We start from the raw sequence: 14,831 nt of genomic DNA, 5'->3' as shown, positions 1-14,831 counted from the left end.
GGACTCTAGCGCGGGGCACCGGAATCCGGCAGGCTCGCCCCCGGGCGCCGGGGTTGTCCACAGGCTTCCACCGGGCCGGGCCTTGGCCAGTAATCTCAGCGCCCATGGAGCAGAGGCATCTCGGCCGTACCGGCCTTCGCGTGTCCCGTATCGGGCTGGGCACCCTCACCTGGGGCCGGGACACCGACGAGCACGACGCCGCCGACCAGCTCAAGGCCTTCTGGGACGCCGGCGGCACCCTGGTGGACACCGCCGACGTCTACGCCGACGGGGAGGCCGAATACCTGCTCGGCCGCTTTCTGGACAAGCTGGTGCCCCGGCAGGATCTGGTCGTCGCGACCAAGGCCGGCAGCGTGGCCGACCCCTACCGGCGCTTCGACGGCTCCCGGGGACATCTCCTCGCCGCACTGGACGCCTCCCTGAAGCGGCTCGGGACGGACTACGTCGACCTGTGGCAGATCCACGCGTTCGACCCCGTGACCCCGCTGGAGGAGACGCTGCAGGCGCTGGACATCGCGGTGTCGTCGGGCCGCGTGCGCTACGCGGGCGTCTCCGACTTCAGCGGCTGGCAGCTGGCCAAGGCCGCGACCTGGCAGCTCGCCGCGCCCGGGGTGCGCACCCGGCTGGCGTGCACCCAGATGGAGTACTCGCTGGTGCAGCGGGGCGTCGAGCGGGAGGTGCTGCCGGCCGCGCTGGACCTCGGGGTGGGGCTGCTGCCGTCGTCGCCCCTGGGCCGCGGTGTGCTCACGGGCAAGTACCGCACCGGCACCCCGTCGGACTCCCGGGGCGCCTCGGAGCAGCTCGCTCCGTTCGTCGAGCCGTACCTCGACCAGGCGGCGCGCCGCATCGTGGACGCGGTGGCCACCGCCGCCGACGGCCTCTCCACGACGCCTCTGCAGGTCGCGCTGGCCTGGGTGCGCGACCGGCCGGGAGTGGTGGCACCGGTCGTGGGCGCGCGCAACGCACGGCAGCTGACCGAGGCGTTGTCAGTGGAGGCGCTTAGTCTTCCTGACGAGATCTGCCAGGCGCTCGACGATGTGTCGGCGCCCGTGCACCGCTATCCCGACCAGGACTGGAGCACGCTGTGACTGCGCTTCCCCGGGGAGAATCCCCGGACCCCGCCGCCGAGGACGACGAGGGCCGCGAGGGCACCGGCGACGAGGCCGCGGCAGCGGCCGGCTCGCCCGGCGAGCACGGCACGGAGGCCGCGGACGGCGCGGACGCGCCGCAGGACACCGGTGCCGCCCAGGATGCCGGGGCGACACGGGCCGCGCGCGGCGCCGGCGCCGGTGAGGGCCCGGACGCTACGGAAGAGACCGGCGCGGAAGAGACCGGCGCGGAAGGCGCCGACGCGGGCGGGGAGACCTCCCGGGACACGGCGCAGGCGTCCGGGACGCCCGAGATGTCGGAGGCCGCGGCCGAGCTGGCCGCGCAGCGCGAGCTGCGCCTGCGGATCGAGCAGCGCAAGGCCGGCAAGGAGGGCCCCATCGCCGCGGGCGCGAAACTGAGCGGCCCCGCCGCCGATCTGCTCGCGGCCGTGCGCGCCGTGGAGAGCGGCGAGAAGCCGGGCAGCGCCTTCTTCGACTCACCCGCGTCCGCCCCGTCGCCCCGCAGGGCGGCCCCGCAGGCGGCAGCCGCGCCCGCTCGGGCGGCCACGGCTGCCGGACAGCCCGCCCCACGGGGCGCGTCCCCGGAGGCCGCCGCCTCGGCCGCGGCGGTGCTCGCCGAGGGAGGGGCCCCCGAAGCGCTGGCGCGCCCCGCGGCCGCGGCGCTCGGCGAGCAGGCGGCCGCGATCCTCCGGGAGGATCCCTGGCAGCTGTTGTCGCTGCCCGGTGTCCGCCCGGAGCAGGCGGACGGCTTCGCCCGGGCGCTGCTGGGCGGGGAGTGCGGCCCGGACGACGAGCGGCGCACCGCGGCACTCGTCGTTTGGCTGCTGGAGCGGGCGGCGCTGCGGGGCCACACGGCCCTGGACGCGGCCGAAGTGCGTACGGCACTGTCCGGGTTCGCGGTCACCGACCCCGGCGCGGCCGTCCAGCACGCGGTGGCCGAGGGCGTCGTGCTGGTCTTCCAGGACGGCGAGGACGGTGCGCAGGAGCCGGCCGGTCAGCGGGAGGACGCCGGGGAGGACCCCGGGGACGCGCCGGAAGCCGGGACGGGGGACGACGAGGCGCCGGTGCTCGTCCTGCTCGGGCTCGACCGGTACGCGCTGGCCGAGGAGAGTCTCGCCGACGGCCTGGCCCGGCTGGTCAACTCCGTGGAGAAGGGCGCCGACTGGGCGGAGGCCGCCGCCGGCGCCCCCTCGCCTTCGGCGGCCGAGCTGATCCGGACCGCCGCGACCGCGGGCCTGGTCGTGCACAGCGGAGGTGAGAGCGCCAGGGCCGAGCCCGCGGCCCTGATCGCCGCCGCTCGCCGTCTCGGGCTGCGTGCCGTGGGCACCGCCCACAGCGTCGACGGCCTCCACCGGCTGGCGGCGGCCGTGGGTGACCCGAAGGCCGCGGTCACGCTCTCCGCCCTGCTCTCCGGCGAGGCGGGTCCGGGACGCGACGCGGACGGCGCGTTCGCCGTCGACCTGCTGGTCGTGCTGGACGCCCCGCAGCTCGACGTGGAGACCGCCGCGGTGCTGGTGGAGTCCCTCGCCGACGGCACACGGCTGGTGCTGAGCGGTGATCCGGGGGTTCTCGCGTCCGCGGGGGCCGGCCAGGTGTTCGCGGACGTGATCGCCGCGCGCGCCTGCCCGCACGTGGTCTCGCGCACGCCCGATCCCGGGCCGATCGGCGAGCTGGTCTCGGGCATCGGCGTCGGGGAGCTCGCACAGGTCGAGGCGCCGGGCAGAGAGGTGGTGATCGTGCCCGTCCGCGACGCGGGCGAGGCGGTCCACCGCACGGTGCAGCTCGTCGCCGACTCGGTACCGCGCGCCCTCGGCGTGCCGTCCTCGGACACGCAGGTCATCACCGTCGGGCACGGCGGCTCCGCGGGGACGACGGCACTGAACGCGGCGCTCAAGCAGCGGCTCAACCCGGGCCCGGGGCGGTTCGGCGGCTTCGACCCGGGCGACCGTGTGGTCCACGTGCCCGCACCGGGAAGGGCGGTGCCGGGCACCGTCGTCTCGGCCGATGCCGAGGGCCTGCACCTGGACTGCTCCGGCACACCCGTCGTCGTACCGCAGGAGCTGGTGGAGACGGCGGTACGCCACGGGTGGGCGCTCAGCGCCCACCAGGCGGCGGGGATGCGGTGGCCGGCGGCCGTCGTCGTCCTGCCGGGTGACGCGGCGGGAGGGCTGAGCCGGCCCTGGGTGTACACCGCGTTCAGCAGGGGTGAGCGGCATCTGTCCGTGGTCCACGGCGTGGACCAGGCGCTGGCCCGTGCGGTGGCGGAGATCCCCGCGCAGGAGCGGACGACGAGGCTGCGCCCCCTGCTGGAGGCTCTGCCGACACCGGACGCGTCGTAGCGCGGGGCGGCTGAGCCGCACTCGTGGGCGGCGACGTCCGGGACCGCGGGGCGGCCGGAACACGACGGCCGCGAAACGGCCGGGACATGACGGCGGCCCCGGTGCGCCGAACGCACCGGGGCCGCCGTCCGCTCACCGTGCGGTCAGGCGCGCTCCGGGACGGCGTCGTCCCGCTCGCCGTCCCGCTCGTCCTCCTCGTCGAAGACCGAGCTCACGTCGAAGCGGCACACGACCAGTTCGGGATCGGCGTCCTCGAACGGCGCCCCGAGCCACTCCCCCGCTTCGGGGAGCTCCTCCAGTGCCGAGACCCAGAGCGTCGAGTCCCCTTCCTCCAGGCCGAACTCCTTGTGCCGGGAGGCGATCTCGTCGGCCTCGTACTCGCCGAAGAGCACACCCAGCGCGGCGTGCACACCGGCCCCGACGACCGGCACCGGGTCGCCCTCACGGCCCTCGGGGTCGAGATCCGCGAGACGCTGCGCCTGGGCGAGCAGCCGCGCGGGCTGCGCCACCGCGTAGTCGCGCCTGATCAGCACGCTCAGCGCGTGCGGCTCCTCCGGGCCCGCGTAGGGCGGCAGCGAGTCCTCCGCACCGGGGATCTCGAAGGGGGTGACCTCGTCGTACCGGTCGTAGAGGAATTCGTCGTACACCTCGGCCGCGGCGGCCAGTGCGTTGAACGCGTCGAAGACGGCGGGATCATCGTCCCCGGTACGGCGCTCGACGGCCTCGAGGTGGCGGTCGAGCGCGGCTTTGACCGCATCGGCGGCGGCGCGTACCTCGGCAGCGGTGGGCTGCGCAGCATCAGACATGGGACAGACGCTATCCGTACCGGGGGTCTGCCCGCACAATAGATGCGATGCCGGAATACGAATTTGTCGACGTGTACGTGCCGCGCGGGGTCTCCCGCACAGATGCGGCCCGACTGCTGACCGACCACGCCGAGTACGGGCACTGGGAGCTGGACCGGCTGACGCTGCGCCGCGACGGCAGCCGCCGGGTGCGGCTCCGCCGCAGGATCATCCGTCAGCTCCGGCCCACCTGGTAGCGCGAAGCGGGTCCCGCGTGTGCGGAACCCGCTCGTCGTGCGCCGGCCGTCGTGCCGGTGCTACGCCGCGCTGCGCGAACGCCGGTACAGGACCGTGCCCGCGCCGGCGAGCATCATTCCGGCGCTCGCCGGGATCAGCAGACCCAGACCGCCGGCTCCGGTGTGCGCGAGCTGTTCGCCCGGCACGAGCTGGGGCTCGGGAGTGTGGGGGACGTGCGGGCTGACCGGCGTCCCGGGGGTCTCCGGCGTCTCCGGGACCGCGGGGGGCGGGACGTCCTCGGCGATGTTCTCGCAGTCGTTGCCGAAGACCGGGTTGAGCAGCCCTCCGACGGTGACGCTGTTCCCGCAGAGGTTCACGGGGATCTCCACCGGCGCCTGCACCTGGTTGCCGGACAGGATTCCCGGCGAACCGGTCGTCTCCGCCTGCGCCGAGGTGCCGGAGGCCCGGTGCCTGCCGGTCCCCTCCTGGCCGTGACGCGTGTCCTGGTGGCCGGACGCCCGGCTGTCGGGACCGTGCCCCGAGCCGCCGTCCTCGTGGTGCGAGGACCCGCGCGAGTGACCCCGCGCCTGACCGGAATCCGAAGATCCGTTTCCGCAGTCGTTTCCGAACGTGGGGTTGAGCAGACCACCGACGTCCACGGAGTTGCCGCACACGTTCACGGGAACGTCGACCGGGACCTGGATCGAGTTCCCGGAGAGCACTCCGGGCGAGTTCGTCGCGGCGCCGGCCGCACCCGCGTCCGCGTGCGCGTAGCCGCCACCGAGCGCGAGCACTCCGCCCGCCGCGGCCATGGTGATCAGGCCTTTACGTGTGACCTGTCGCATAGGTTGCTTTCCTGCCTTCTGCCTAACGAAATGCCCCGGCACGAGCGCGCGGGGCCGAATGCCCAGCGGCCCCGGAGTGCATGGGGCGCACTCCGGGGCCGACCGGACTCAAACCCTCACGGGTTGACGCGCATCGTCACGCGTTGACGCAGGTGTTGCCGAAGGCGGGGTTCAGCAGACCGATCACGGAGATCGTGTTGCCGCACACGTTCACCGGGACGTGAACCGGAACCTGGATGACGTTGCCCGAGAGCACGCCGGGGCTGCCGATGGCGGCACCCTGGGCACCGGCGTCGGCGGAAGCCATACCCGCACCAGCGAGCACGAGACCACCGGTAGCAGCCGCGATTGCGACGACCTTCTTGATCATTATTCCTCCTGTGTTGACAAGTGCGGTCCCAGCCGCGGACCGCATCCCGTGTAACGAGGAGGGGGTGAGGGGGCTACGACTGCGCGGCCCCTTTCACCCTTTCCGGTGAGGGCCGTACAGGCAGGCGAATTGGGTGGACGGCAGGGTCAGGAGTGGTCGATGAAACGGTCGAGCACGCGCGCCCCGAAGGTCAGCCCCTCAACCGGAACCCGCTCGTCCACACCGTGGAACATGCCGGCGAAGTCCAGCTCCGGCGGCAGCTTCAGCGGCGCGAACCCGAAGCAGCGGATGCCCAGGTCGTCGAAGGACTTGGCGTCGGTGCCACCGGAGAGCATGTACGGCACCGCGCGCGCGATCGGGTCCTCGGCCTTGAGCGCCAGCTGGATCGCGTCCACCAGGGAGCCGTCGAAGCCGGTCTCCAGCGCCTTGTCGCCGTGCACGTCCTCGCGCTTCACCCGCGGCCCGAGGATCCGGTCGAGGTCGGCCAGGAACTCCTCCTCGTAACCCGGCAGGAAGCGCCCGTCGACGTGCGCGGTGGCCTGCCCGGGGATCACGTTCACCTTGTAGCCGGCGCCGAGCATGGTGGGGGCCGCGGAGTTGCGCAGGGTCGCGCCGACCATCTTGGCGATCCCGCCCAGCTTGGCGAGGGTGGCCTCCATGTCCTCGGGGTCGAGGGGGGTGCCGAGCGCGTCGGACAGCTCGTCGAGGAACGACCGCACGGTCTTGGTCACCCTGACCGGCCACTTGTGCCGGCCGAGCCGGCCGACGGCCTCGCAGAGTTCGGTGATCGCGTTGTCGTCGTTGGTCATCGACCCGTGACCGGCCGTGCCGTCCACGGTGAGCCGCATCCAGTGCATGCCCTTCTGCGCGGTCTCCACCAGGTAGAGGCGCAGGTTCTCGTTGACGGTGAAGGAGAAGCCGCCGACCTCGCCGATGGCCTCCGTGACCCCGTCGAAGAGATCGCGGTGGTTGTCGACCAGGTGCCGCGCGCCGTACGTGCCCCCCGCCTCCTCGTCCGCGAGGAAGGCCAGCACGATGTCGCGCGGGGGCTTGCGGCCGCTGCGCATCCTGTCGCGTACGACCGCGAGGGTCATCGCGTCCATGTCCTTCATGTCGACCGCGCCGCGGCCCCACACGCACCCGTCCGCGATCTCGCCGGAGAACGGGTCGTGCGTCCAGTCGGCCGCGTTGGCCGGCACGACGTCGGTGTGCCCGTGGATCAGGAGCGCCGGCCTGGAGGGGTCCTCGCCCTCGATCCGGGCCACGGTGGACGCCCGGCCCTTGTGGGATTCGAAGATCTGGGGTTCGAGCCCGACCTCGGCGAGCTTCTCCGCGATGTACTCGGCGGCGGCCCGCTCACCGGGGCCGGAGTGGTCTCCGTAGTTGCTGGTGTCGATCCGGATCAGGTCGCGACAGAGGTCGACGACCTCGCTCTCGGCGCTCTCGCCGGTGCCGGCCCGGGCCGTGCTGGTCTCGCTCACGCTGGTTCCTTCCACTGTCGCGGTGGTACTCCCTACTCATACTCCCGCGCCCGCGCCCCGCACCCAAGGCCGCCCGTCGCTCGTCATGCGCCTTTCACAAGCCCGGGGGCGTGATCGAGCACCCCCGAATGTTTGCTATGGTTTTCCACGTCGGAACGGGCAGGGCCCGGGAAGACGCACCCGGTCCGGGTGGCGGAATGGCAGACGCGCTAGCTTGAGGTGCTAGTGCCCTTTATCGGGCGTGGGGGTTCAAGTCCCCCCTCGGACACAGCGGAAAACCCCCAGGTCACCTGGGGGTTTTCGCTTTTCACGCAGCTCTTCGGCGGACGGGCGGACGGACATCGCGCGAGGCCCGGAGTCGGGGGGTGCGGGCGGGATGACGGCCGGGCCGCGCCCGTCCCTCGGGCCCCTCCGTCGACAAGGACCGATGCCATGAGAGGACGGGCGAAACCGCCTCCCGCCCCACTTCCCCAGCGCGCGGGCGTGGATCCCGTGCGGGTGCGGCTGCCGGCCGACCCCGAGGGGGCCTGGCGGACGGTCGGGGACCATCTTCTGGCGCGGTTCGCGGGGGCGGTCGGCGCGGAACGCGTGACGGCGATGCTGGCCGGCGGCAGGTTCGTCGGGGCGGACGGCCGGGCCGTCGGGGCGGACGAGCCGTACACGGCCGGCCGGTACCTCTGGTTCCACCGGGACTTCGCTCCCGAGGTGCCCGTGCCCTTCCCCGTCGGGGTGGTCCATCGCGACGAGCACCTGGTGATCGCGGACAAACCGCATTTCCTCAGCACCACTCCGCGCGGCCGGCACGTCACCGAGACCCTGGTCGCACGGCTGCGCGACGAGCTCGGGCTGCCGGAGCTCCAGCCCGCGCACCGGCTCGACCGGCTGACCGCCGGCCTGGTGCTCTGCGTCGTACAGCCGGGTGAACGGGGCGCGTACCAGACGCTGTTCCGGGACCGGCTGGTACGCAAGGAGTACGAGGCGGTGGCACCCCACGACCCCGGGGTGGCGCTCCCCCGGACGGTACGCAGCCGGATCGTGAAGGAGCGCGGGGTGATCGCCGCCCGTGAGGAGCCGGGTGAGGCGAACAGCGAGAGCCGGGTGGAGCTGCTGGACCACCGGGCCGGGCTGGGCAGGTACCGGCTGCTGCCCGTGACCGGGCGCACGCATCAGCTGCGGGTCCACATGAACGCGCTGGGGCTGCCGCTGGTGAACGATCCGGTCTATCCGGTCGTGGAGCCGGAGCCGGCCCCCGGGGACTACGGGCGGCCGCTGCAGCTCCTGTCGAGGCTTCTGGAGTTCACCGACCCGGTCACGGGCGAGCCGCGCCGCTTCGAGAGCGGGCTGCGGCTCGCCGCGTGGCCGGGCGGGGAGTGAGCGGCCCGTCAGTGGCCGCGGGCGATCCAGTCGTCCAGCTGCGGCGCCTCGGCGCCGATCGTGGTGGAGTCGCCGTGCCCGGTGCGGACGGTGGTCTCCGGCGGGAGGGCCAACAACCGGTCCCTGATCGAGTCGATGATCGTCGGGAAGTGCGAGAACGACCGGCCGGTGGCTCCCGGCCCGCCCTGGAAGAGGGTGTCGCCGGTGAAGACGGTGCCCAGGCCGGGGGCGTGGAGGCAGACGGCGCCGGGGGCGTGGCCCGGGGTGTGGAGGACCGTCAGGCGTTCGCCGGCGATCTCCAGCACCTGTCCGTCGGTGAGTTCGCCGTCGGGGGCGCGGTCCGGGTGGGTCTGCTTCCACAGCGGCAGGTCGTCGGGGTGCAGCAGGATCTGCGCCCCGGTCGCGTCGGCCAGGGCCGGGGCCGCGTCGATGTGGTCGTTGTGGGCGTGGGTGCAGATGATCGCGCGCAGGGTGCGTCCGCCGAGTGCGGCCCGGATGGCCGCGGCGTCATGGGCGGCGTCGATGACGACGGCCTCGCTTTCGTCGCCGACGATCCAGACGTTGTTGTCGACGTCCCACTCGCCGCCGTCGAGGGCGAAGGTGCCGGAGGTGACCAGGTGGTCGATGCGGGCGGTCATCAGAAGACCACCACCGAGCGCAGGACGTCGCCGTCGTGCATCCGGCCGAAGGCGTGCTCGATGTCGCCCAGCCCGATGGTCTCCGTGACGAAGGCGCCGAGGTCCAGGCGGCCCTGCTGGTGGAGGTCGATGAGCATGGGGAAGTCGCGGGAGGGCAGGCAGTCGCCGTACCAGGACGACTTGAGTGAACCTCCGCGGCCGAACACGTCGAGGAGCGGGAGTTCGAGGCGCATCTCGGGGGTCGGGACGCCGACGAGGACGACGGTGCCGGCGAGGTCGCGGGCGTAGAAGGCCTGCTTGTACGTCTCCGGGCGGCCGACCGCTTCGATGACGACGTCGGCGCCGTTGCCTCCGGTCAGCGCGCGGATCGCCTCGACCGGGTCGTCGGACCGGGAGTTGACGGTGTGGGTCGCGCCCATCTTCTTGGCCGTCTCCAGCTTGCGGTCGTCGATGTCGACCGCGATGATCTTCGCCGCTCCCGCGAGCCGGGCGCCGGCGATCGCCGCGTCGCCGACTCCGCCGCACCCGATGACGGCGACGGAGTCGCCCCGTCCGACCTGGCCGGTGTTGATGGCCGCGCCGATTCCCGCCATGACACCGCAGCCGAGGAGGCCCGCGACGGCCGGGGAGACCTCCGGGTCGACCTTCGTGCACTGACCGGCGGCGACGAGGGTCTTCTCCGCGAAGGCTCCGATGCCGAGCGCCGGGGACAGCTCGGTGCCGTCCAGGAGGGTCATCTTCTGCTTGGCGTTGTGGGTGTTGAAGCAGTACCAGGGGCGGCCGCGCAGACAGGCGCGGCACTGGCCGCACACGGCACGCCAGTTGAGGACGACGAAGTCACCGGGGGCGACGTCGGTGACGTCGTCGCCGACGGACTCCACCACACCCGCCGCCTCGTGGCCGAGGAGGAAGGGGAAGTCGTCGTTGATCCCGCCCTGCTTGTAGTGCAGGTCGGTGTGGCAGACGCCGCACGCCTGGATCTTGACCACGGCCTCGCCGGGCCCGGGGTCCGGCACGAGGATCGTCTCGACGCGAACGGGCTCGTCCCTGCCCGGTGCGATGACTCCTTGTACCTGCTGCGCCATGCCGTGGTCTCCCATTCCGACTGCCCCGTCCGCCCGAGGATCGGGCCCGCCCACCGTACCCGGAAGGGGCTCGGCTCAAGGGGCCAGTACGTCCAGTTCGTGGAGCGCGCCCACGGCGATCTCCTTGGTCAGCCGCTCGGCGGCCGCCGCGTCGCCCTCGCGCACGGCTTCGGCGACCCGCACGTGGAGGGTGACCGCGGCGGGGTCGGGGTCCTCGAACATGACCTGGTGGTGCGTGCGGCCGGCGAGGACCTCGGCGACGACGTCGCCGAGCCGCGCGAACATCTCGTTGCCGGAGGCGTTGAGCACGATGCGGTGGAAGGCGACGTCGTGCCGGAGGTAGCCCTCCAGCTGCCCGCCGCGCGAGGTGGCGACCATGCCGAGGGCGCACTCCGTGAGTTCCGCGCACTGCTCGGCCGTGGCGTGGCGTGCGGCGAGGCCCGCCGCGACGGGCTCCACCGCGGACCGCAGGACGGTGAGGGAGCGCAGTTGCCGGGGCCGGTCCGAGCCGGCGAGACGCCACCGGATGACCTGCGGGTCGTAGACGTTCCACTCCTCGGCGGGCCGCACGGTCACGCCCACCCGGCGGCGGGACTCGACCAGGTGCATGGACTCCAGGACGCGGATCACCTCGCGTACGACGGTGCGTGAGACGTCGAAGCGCTGCGCGAGCTCGTCGGTGCGCAGGATCCTGCCGGGCGGGCTGTCACCCGCGGCGATTTCGAGACCCAGGGTGTCCAGCACATGTGTATGCAGCCCCTGGCCCTGTGTGGTCATGCTCACCAGCCTACGGTGCCACCCCGAGACCAAAAAGTACGACGTTTATGTCACAGCCTCTTGAATAAGTCATATGTAATGGGTTTCAGTAGCGCGACGGACCGATGTCGACGGACCGATGTCGATGAAGACAGCGAGGCACCGATGAGTACCCCCCACGTCGTCGTGGTGATGGGCGTAGCAGGGACCGGCAAGACCACGATCGGTCCCCTGCTCGCCGACCGGCTCGGCGTTCCCTACGCCGAGGGCGACGACTTCCACCCGCCCGCCAACATCGCGAAGATGTCCGCGGGCACCCCGCTGGAGGACGACGACCGCTGGCCCTGGCTGGACGCGGTCGGCCGGTGGGCACACGGCCGGGCGGGGCTCGGCGGTGTCGTCAGCAGCTCCGCCCTCAAGCGCGTCTACCGCGACCGGCTGCGCGCCGAGGCGCCCGGCGCCCTCTTCCTGCACCTGACGGGCGACAGGGCGCTCATCGAACGCCGGATGGCGGCCCGCAAGGGCCACTTCATGCCGACGGCCCTGCTCGACTCCCAGTTCGCCACCCTGCAGCCGCTGGAGGAGGACGAGGCCGGGGTGTCGGTCGACGTCTCCGGCACACCCGAGGAAATCACCGACCGGGCCGTCGCCGCGCTGCGCCGGCTCGAGAACTGAGGATCATCACCGTGGCAGATCTCAGCGTCGAGATGCTGGCAGCGGACGCCGTCGAACCGATCACTTCGGCCGGCAACGCGCAGCTGGGCATCGCCGTCTTGGCGGGCATAGCCGTCATCGTCCTGCTCATCACCAAGTTCAAGATGCACGCGTTCCTCGCGCTGACCATCGGCTCCCTCGCCCTCGGCTCCTTCGCGGGCGCCAATCCGGCGAAGACGATCACCAGCTTCACCGCGGGGCTCGGTTCCACGGTCGCGGGTGTCGGTGTCCTCATCGCGCTCGGCGCCATCCTGGGCAAGCTGCTCGCCGATTCGGGCGGCGCCGACCAGATCGTCGACACGATCCTCGCGAAGGCGGGCGGCCGGGCCATGCCGTGGGCGATGGTCCTCATCGCCTCGATCATCGGGCTTCCGCTCTTCTTCGAAGTCGGGATCGTGCTGATGATTCCGGTGGTGCTGCTGGTCGCCAAGCGCGGCAACTACTCCCTGATGCGGATCGGCATCCCCGCGCTCGCCGGTCTCTCCGTGATGCACGGGCTGATCCCGCCGCACCCCGGCCCGCTGGTGGCGATCGACGCTCTCGGCGCCAACCTCGGTGTCACGCTGGCCCTCGGCGTGCTCGTGGCCGTCCCGACCGTGATCATCGCCGGGCCCGTCTTCTCCCGCTACGCCGCCCGCTGGGTGGACATCGAGGCGCCGGAGAAGATGATCCCGCAGCGGCCGTCCGAGGACCTGGAGCGCCGCCCGGGCTTCGGTGCGACCCTGGCGACGATCCTGCTTCCCGTCGTCCTGATGCTGGTCAAGGCCCTCGTCGACATCGTGGTGGACGATCCCGAGAACCACGTCCAGCGGGTCACCGACGTCATCGGCTCGCCGCTGATCGCCCTGCTCGCGGCCGTCATCGTGGGCATGTTCACCCTGGGCCGCGCGGCCGGGTTCACCAAGGACCGGCTCAGCGCCACCGTGGAGAAGTCGCTCGCCCCGATCGCGGGCATCCTGCTGATCGTGGGTGCGGGCGGCGGTTTCAAGCAGACCCTCATCGATGCCGGTGTGGGCCGGATGATCCTGGAGTTCTCCGAGAACTGGTCGGTGCCGGCCCTGCTGCTCGGCTGGCTGATCGCCGTCGCGATCCGTCTGGCGACGGGTTCGGCGACCGTGGCGACCATCTCGGCGGCCGGTCTGGTCGCCCCGCTGGCCGCCGGCATGTCGTCCTCGCACACGGCGCTGCTGGTCCTCGCGGTCGGTGCGGGCTCGCTCTTCTTCAGCCACGTCAACGACGCGGGATTCTGGCTGGTGAAGGAGTACTTCGGCATGGACGTCCCGCAGACGCTGAAGACCTGGTCGGTGATGGAGACGATCATCTCCGTCGTCTCACTGGCCTTCATCCTGCTGCTGTCACTGGTGTTGTAGCCGGCGCGAGGACTCTCCCCTGCTCGTCCGGCTCCCGCCCACAGCGGGTGCCAGGACCCGGCCCGTTCGCGCGCCCGCGGCCGTCCCGTCATCAGGGGGCCGCGGGCGCATGTCGTTCCTCGGTGGGCGACGGGCTGTCAGCGCGGGTCCGCTGCCGCGCCCTCCGACGCCTTCTCCAGTTGGAAGGCCTCGTTGCCGAGCCCGATCCTCGCGTGGACCTCGGGCCTGGTGCGGCGCAGCACGGCGCCGTAGGCCAGGCCGACGACGAGTGCCAGGACGATGACGCCGGGCAGCACCCAGCCGAGCACCGAGCCGGGGCCGGAGCCGACCAGGACGTCGAAGTCCCGGACCGTGAAGACGGCTATGGCGAGGAGGGCGGCTCCCGCGAGTCCCGAGGCGACGAGGCGGGGCGCCTGGGCCCGGCCGGCTCCGCGGCGTACGAAGAACGCGATGACGGCGAAGGAGGCGGCGGCCATCAGCACGATGACTCCGAGCGCGCCGACGTTGCCCATCCAGGTGAAGAGGTGCAGGACGGGCGCCGTGGGGTCTCCGACCGGGTGGTCGTCGGCCAGCGCGAAGGCCAGCACGATGACGACGGACAACACGGACTGGAGCATGGATCCGGTGGCGGGCGCGCCGCTCGCCCTGCTGGTGCGGCCGAAGCCGGCGGGCAGCAGTCCCTCGCGGCCCATGGCGAAGGCGTAACGGGCGACGACGTTGTGGAAGCTGAGCAGCGCGGCGAACATGCCGGTCACGAACAGGACGTGCAGGACGTCGGTGAACGTGGAGCCGAGGCGCTCCTCGGTGAGGCCGAAGAGCATGCCCGGGCCCTGCTTCAGCGAGGTGTCCGCGATGGAGGACGGGCCTGCGGCGACGGTGAGCGCCCAGGAGCTGACGGCGAGGAAGAGGGCGGCGTAGCCGACGGCGAGGAACATCACCCGGGAGACGACGATCTGGGGGCGGCTGGTCTCCTCCGCGTACACCGGGGCCTGTTCGAAGCCGACGAACGCGGCGATGCAGAAGCAGAGCGCGGTGCCGAGGCCGGCTCCGGTGAGCGTCTCCGGGTTGAACGCGTGCAGGGACAGCCCTTCCGGTCCGGGTTTGCCGACGGCGGCGATGTCGAAGACCACCACGAGGGCGCACTCGACGACGAGCAGCACGCCGAGCACCTTCGCGTTGAGGTCGATCTTCAGCCAGCCGAGCACGCCGACGACGGCCACGGAGACGAGGGCCGGGACCCACCAGACCAGGTCGATGTCGAGGTAGGTGGCGAAGAGGCCGGAGACCTCGAAGCCGAGGATGCCGTAGATGCCGACCTGCATGGCGCTGTAGGCGACCAGGGCGACGAGCGAGGCACCCGCGCCGGCGGTCGGGCCGAGGCCGCGCGCGATGTAGGCGTAGAAGGCGCCGGCGTTGTGGACGTGCCGGCTCATCTCCGCGTAGCCGACGCTGAACAGCATCAGGACGAGGCCGAGGATGACGTACAGCAGGGGCTGTCCGGTGATGCCCATGACGCCGAAGACGGTCGGCATCACTCCGGCGACGACCATCAGCGGGGCGCTGGCCGCGAGGACCGACAGGAGCAGCCCCGGGGTGCCGAGCCGGTCGGCGCGCAGGGCGCGCTCCGCACCCTTGTAGGTGTTGATGCCGCCGGTGCCGTCGGCCGCCCGGCCCGTCGTGGTCCCGCTCGTATCTGATCTGCCCGTCGACATGGCGGGGGTGGTCCCT

Annotated in this window: 14 protein-coding genes and 1 tRNA gene; 7 read left to right on the top strand and 8 right to left on the bottom strand. The window is 72.4% G+C overall.

What is annotated here, in order from left to right; translation table 11 throughout:
- Window positions 1-104 precede the first annotated feature (104 nt).
- Entirely contained in the window at window positions 105-1,088 is a 984-nt protein-coding gene (locus ACFYY2_RS11495; RefSeq protein WP_388740414.1) for an aldo/keto reductase, read from the top strand.
- Window positions 1,085-3,448: a helix-hairpin-helix domain-containing protein gene (locus ACFYY2_RS11490; RefSeq protein ID WP_388740411.1), complete on the top strand. Its 2,364-nt coding sequence runs from the start codon at window positions 1,085-1,087 to the stop codon at window positions 3,446-3,448. The genes ACFYY2_RS11495 and ACFYY2_RS11490 overlap by 4 nt, the downstream gene beginning before the upstream one ends.
- Before the next feature lie 143 nt (window positions 3,449-3,591).
- Here the strand turns inward: ACFYY2_RS11490 and ACFYY2_RS11485 are convergent, their stop codons facing one another.
- Window positions 3,592-4,254: a hypothetical protein gene (locus ACFYY2_RS11485; RefSeq protein WP_388740409.1), complete on the bottom strand. Its 663-nt coding sequence runs from the start codon at window positions 4,252-4,254 to the stop codon at window positions 3,592-3,594.
- A 47-nt stretch (window positions 4,255-4,301) separates the two neighbouring features.
- On the opposite strand from ACFYY2_RS11485, the gene ACFYY2_RS11480 reads away from it, so the two are divergent.
- On the top strand, window positions 4,302-4,490 hold the full coding sequence (locus ACFYY2_RS11480) for a DUF5703 family protein (RefSeq protein ID WP_388740406.1): 189 nt from the start codon (window positions 4,302-4,304) through the stop codon (window positions 4,488-4,490).
- Window positions 4,491-4,550: 60 nt separating this feature from the next.
- Here ACFYY2_RS11480 and ACFYY2_RS11475 read toward each other — a convergent pair whose 3' ends face one another.
- The 3 genes from ACFYY2_RS11475 to ACFYY2_RS11465 all read right to left on the bottom strand — a co-directional run bounded on the left by ACFYY2_RS11475 (window position 4,551) and on the right by ACFYY2_RS11465 (window position 7,166).
- Window positions 4,551-5,315 carry a chaplin family protein gene (locus ACFYY2_RS11475; protein ID WP_388740403.1) on the bottom strand — a complete coding sequence of 255 codons (765 nt, stop codon included), beginning with the start codon at window positions 5,313-5,315 and terminating at the stop codon, window positions 4,551-4,553.
- 136 nt (window positions 5,316-5,451) lie between these two features.
- Window positions 5,452-5,685, bottom strand: a complete 234-nt coding sequence (gene chpH / locus ACFYY2_RS11470; RefSeq protein WP_073751329.1) for a chaplin ChpH — start codon at window positions 5,683-5,685, stop codon at window positions 5,452-5,454.
- A gap of 146 nt (window positions 5,686-5,831) precedes the next feature.
- On the bottom strand, window positions 5,832-7,166 hold the full coding sequence (locus ACFYY2_RS11465; RefSeq protein ID WP_388740400.1) for a M20/M25/M40 family metallo-hydrolase: 1,335 nt from the start codon (window positions 7,164-7,166) through the stop codon (window positions 5,832-5,834).
- Between the two features lie 183 nt (window positions 7,167-7,349).
- On the opposite strand from ACFYY2_RS11465, the gene ACFYY2_RS11460 reads away from it, so the two are divergent.
- Both ACFYY2_RS11460 and ACFYY2_RS11455 read left to right on the top strand, forming a co-directional pair.
- A tRNA-Leu gene (locus tag ACFYY2_RS11460) sits at window positions 7,350-7,434 on the top strand.
- A gap of 164 nt (window positions 7,435-7,598) precedes the next feature.
- Window positions 7,599-8,540: a pseudouridine synthase gene (locus ACFYY2_RS11455; RefSeq protein WP_388740398.1), complete on the top strand. Its 942-nt coding sequence runs from the start codon at window positions 7,599-7,601 to the stop codon at window positions 8,538-8,540.
- A gap of 8 nt (window positions 8,541-8,548) precedes the next feature.
- Here ACFYY2_RS11455 and ACFYY2_RS11450 read toward each other — a convergent pair whose 3' ends face one another.
- From ACFYY2_RS11450 to ACFYY2_RS11440, 3 genes are all read right to left on the bottom strand, one after another.
- On the bottom strand, window positions 8,549-9,178 hold the full coding sequence (locus ACFYY2_RS11450; protein ID WP_388740396.1) for an MBL fold metallo-hydrolase: 630 nt from the start codon (window positions 9,176-9,178) through the stop codon (window positions 8,549-8,551).
- The gene (locus tag ACFYY2_RS11445; RefSeq protein WP_388740394.1) at window positions 9,178-10,263 is read right to left on the bottom strand and encodes an S-(hydroxymethyl)mycothiol dehydrogenase; all 1,086 of its coding nucleotides are present in this window, start codon (window positions 10,261-10,263) and stop codon (window positions 9,178-9,180) included. The genes ACFYY2_RS11450 and ACFYY2_RS11445 overlap by 1 nt, the downstream gene beginning before the upstream one ends.
- 75 nt (window positions 10,264-10,338) lie before the next feature.
- Window positions 10,339-11,040, bottom strand: a complete 702-nt coding sequence (locus ACFYY2_RS11440) for a FadR/GntR family transcriptional regulator (protein WP_388740392.1) — start codon at window positions 11,038-11,040, stop codon at window positions 10,339-10,341.
- 144 nt (window positions 11,041-11,184) lie between these two features.
- Here ACFYY2_RS11440 and ACFYY2_RS11435 point away from each other — a divergent pair, with 144 nt between their 5' ends.
- Complete coding sequence (locus ACFYY2_RS11435; protein WP_388740390.1) at window positions 11,185-11,694, top strand: gluconokinase; 510 nt, start codon at window positions 11,185-11,187, stop codon at window positions 11,692-11,694.
- 11 nt (window positions 11,695-11,705) lie between these two features.
- The gene (locus ACFYY2_RS11430) at window positions 11,706-13,103 is read left to right on the top strand and encodes a GntP family permease (protein WP_388740388.1); all 1,398 of its coding nucleotides are present in this window, start codon (window positions 11,706-11,708) and stop codon (window positions 13,101-13,103) included.
- A 137-nt stretch (window positions 13,104-13,240) separates the two neighbouring features.
- Here ACFYY2_RS11430 and ACFYY2_RS11425 read toward each other — a convergent pair whose 3' ends face one another.
- Complete coding sequence (locus ACFYY2_RS11425) at window positions 13,241-14,815, bottom strand: APC family permease (RefSeq protein WP_388740386.1); 1,575 nt, start codon at window positions 14,813-14,815, stop codon at window positions 13,241-13,243.
- Window positions 14,816-14,831 lie beyond the last annotated feature (16 nt).

The organism is Streptomyces sp. NPDC001822 (assembly GCF_042892135.1).
In the GTDB taxonomy this organism is placed as follows: Bacteria; Actinomycetota; Actinomycetes; order Streptomycetales; family Streptomycetaceae; genus Streptomyces.
The sequence above is the reverse complement of the archived record's forward strand: the minus strand, read 5'-3'. Positions and strand labels throughout refer to the sequence as shown.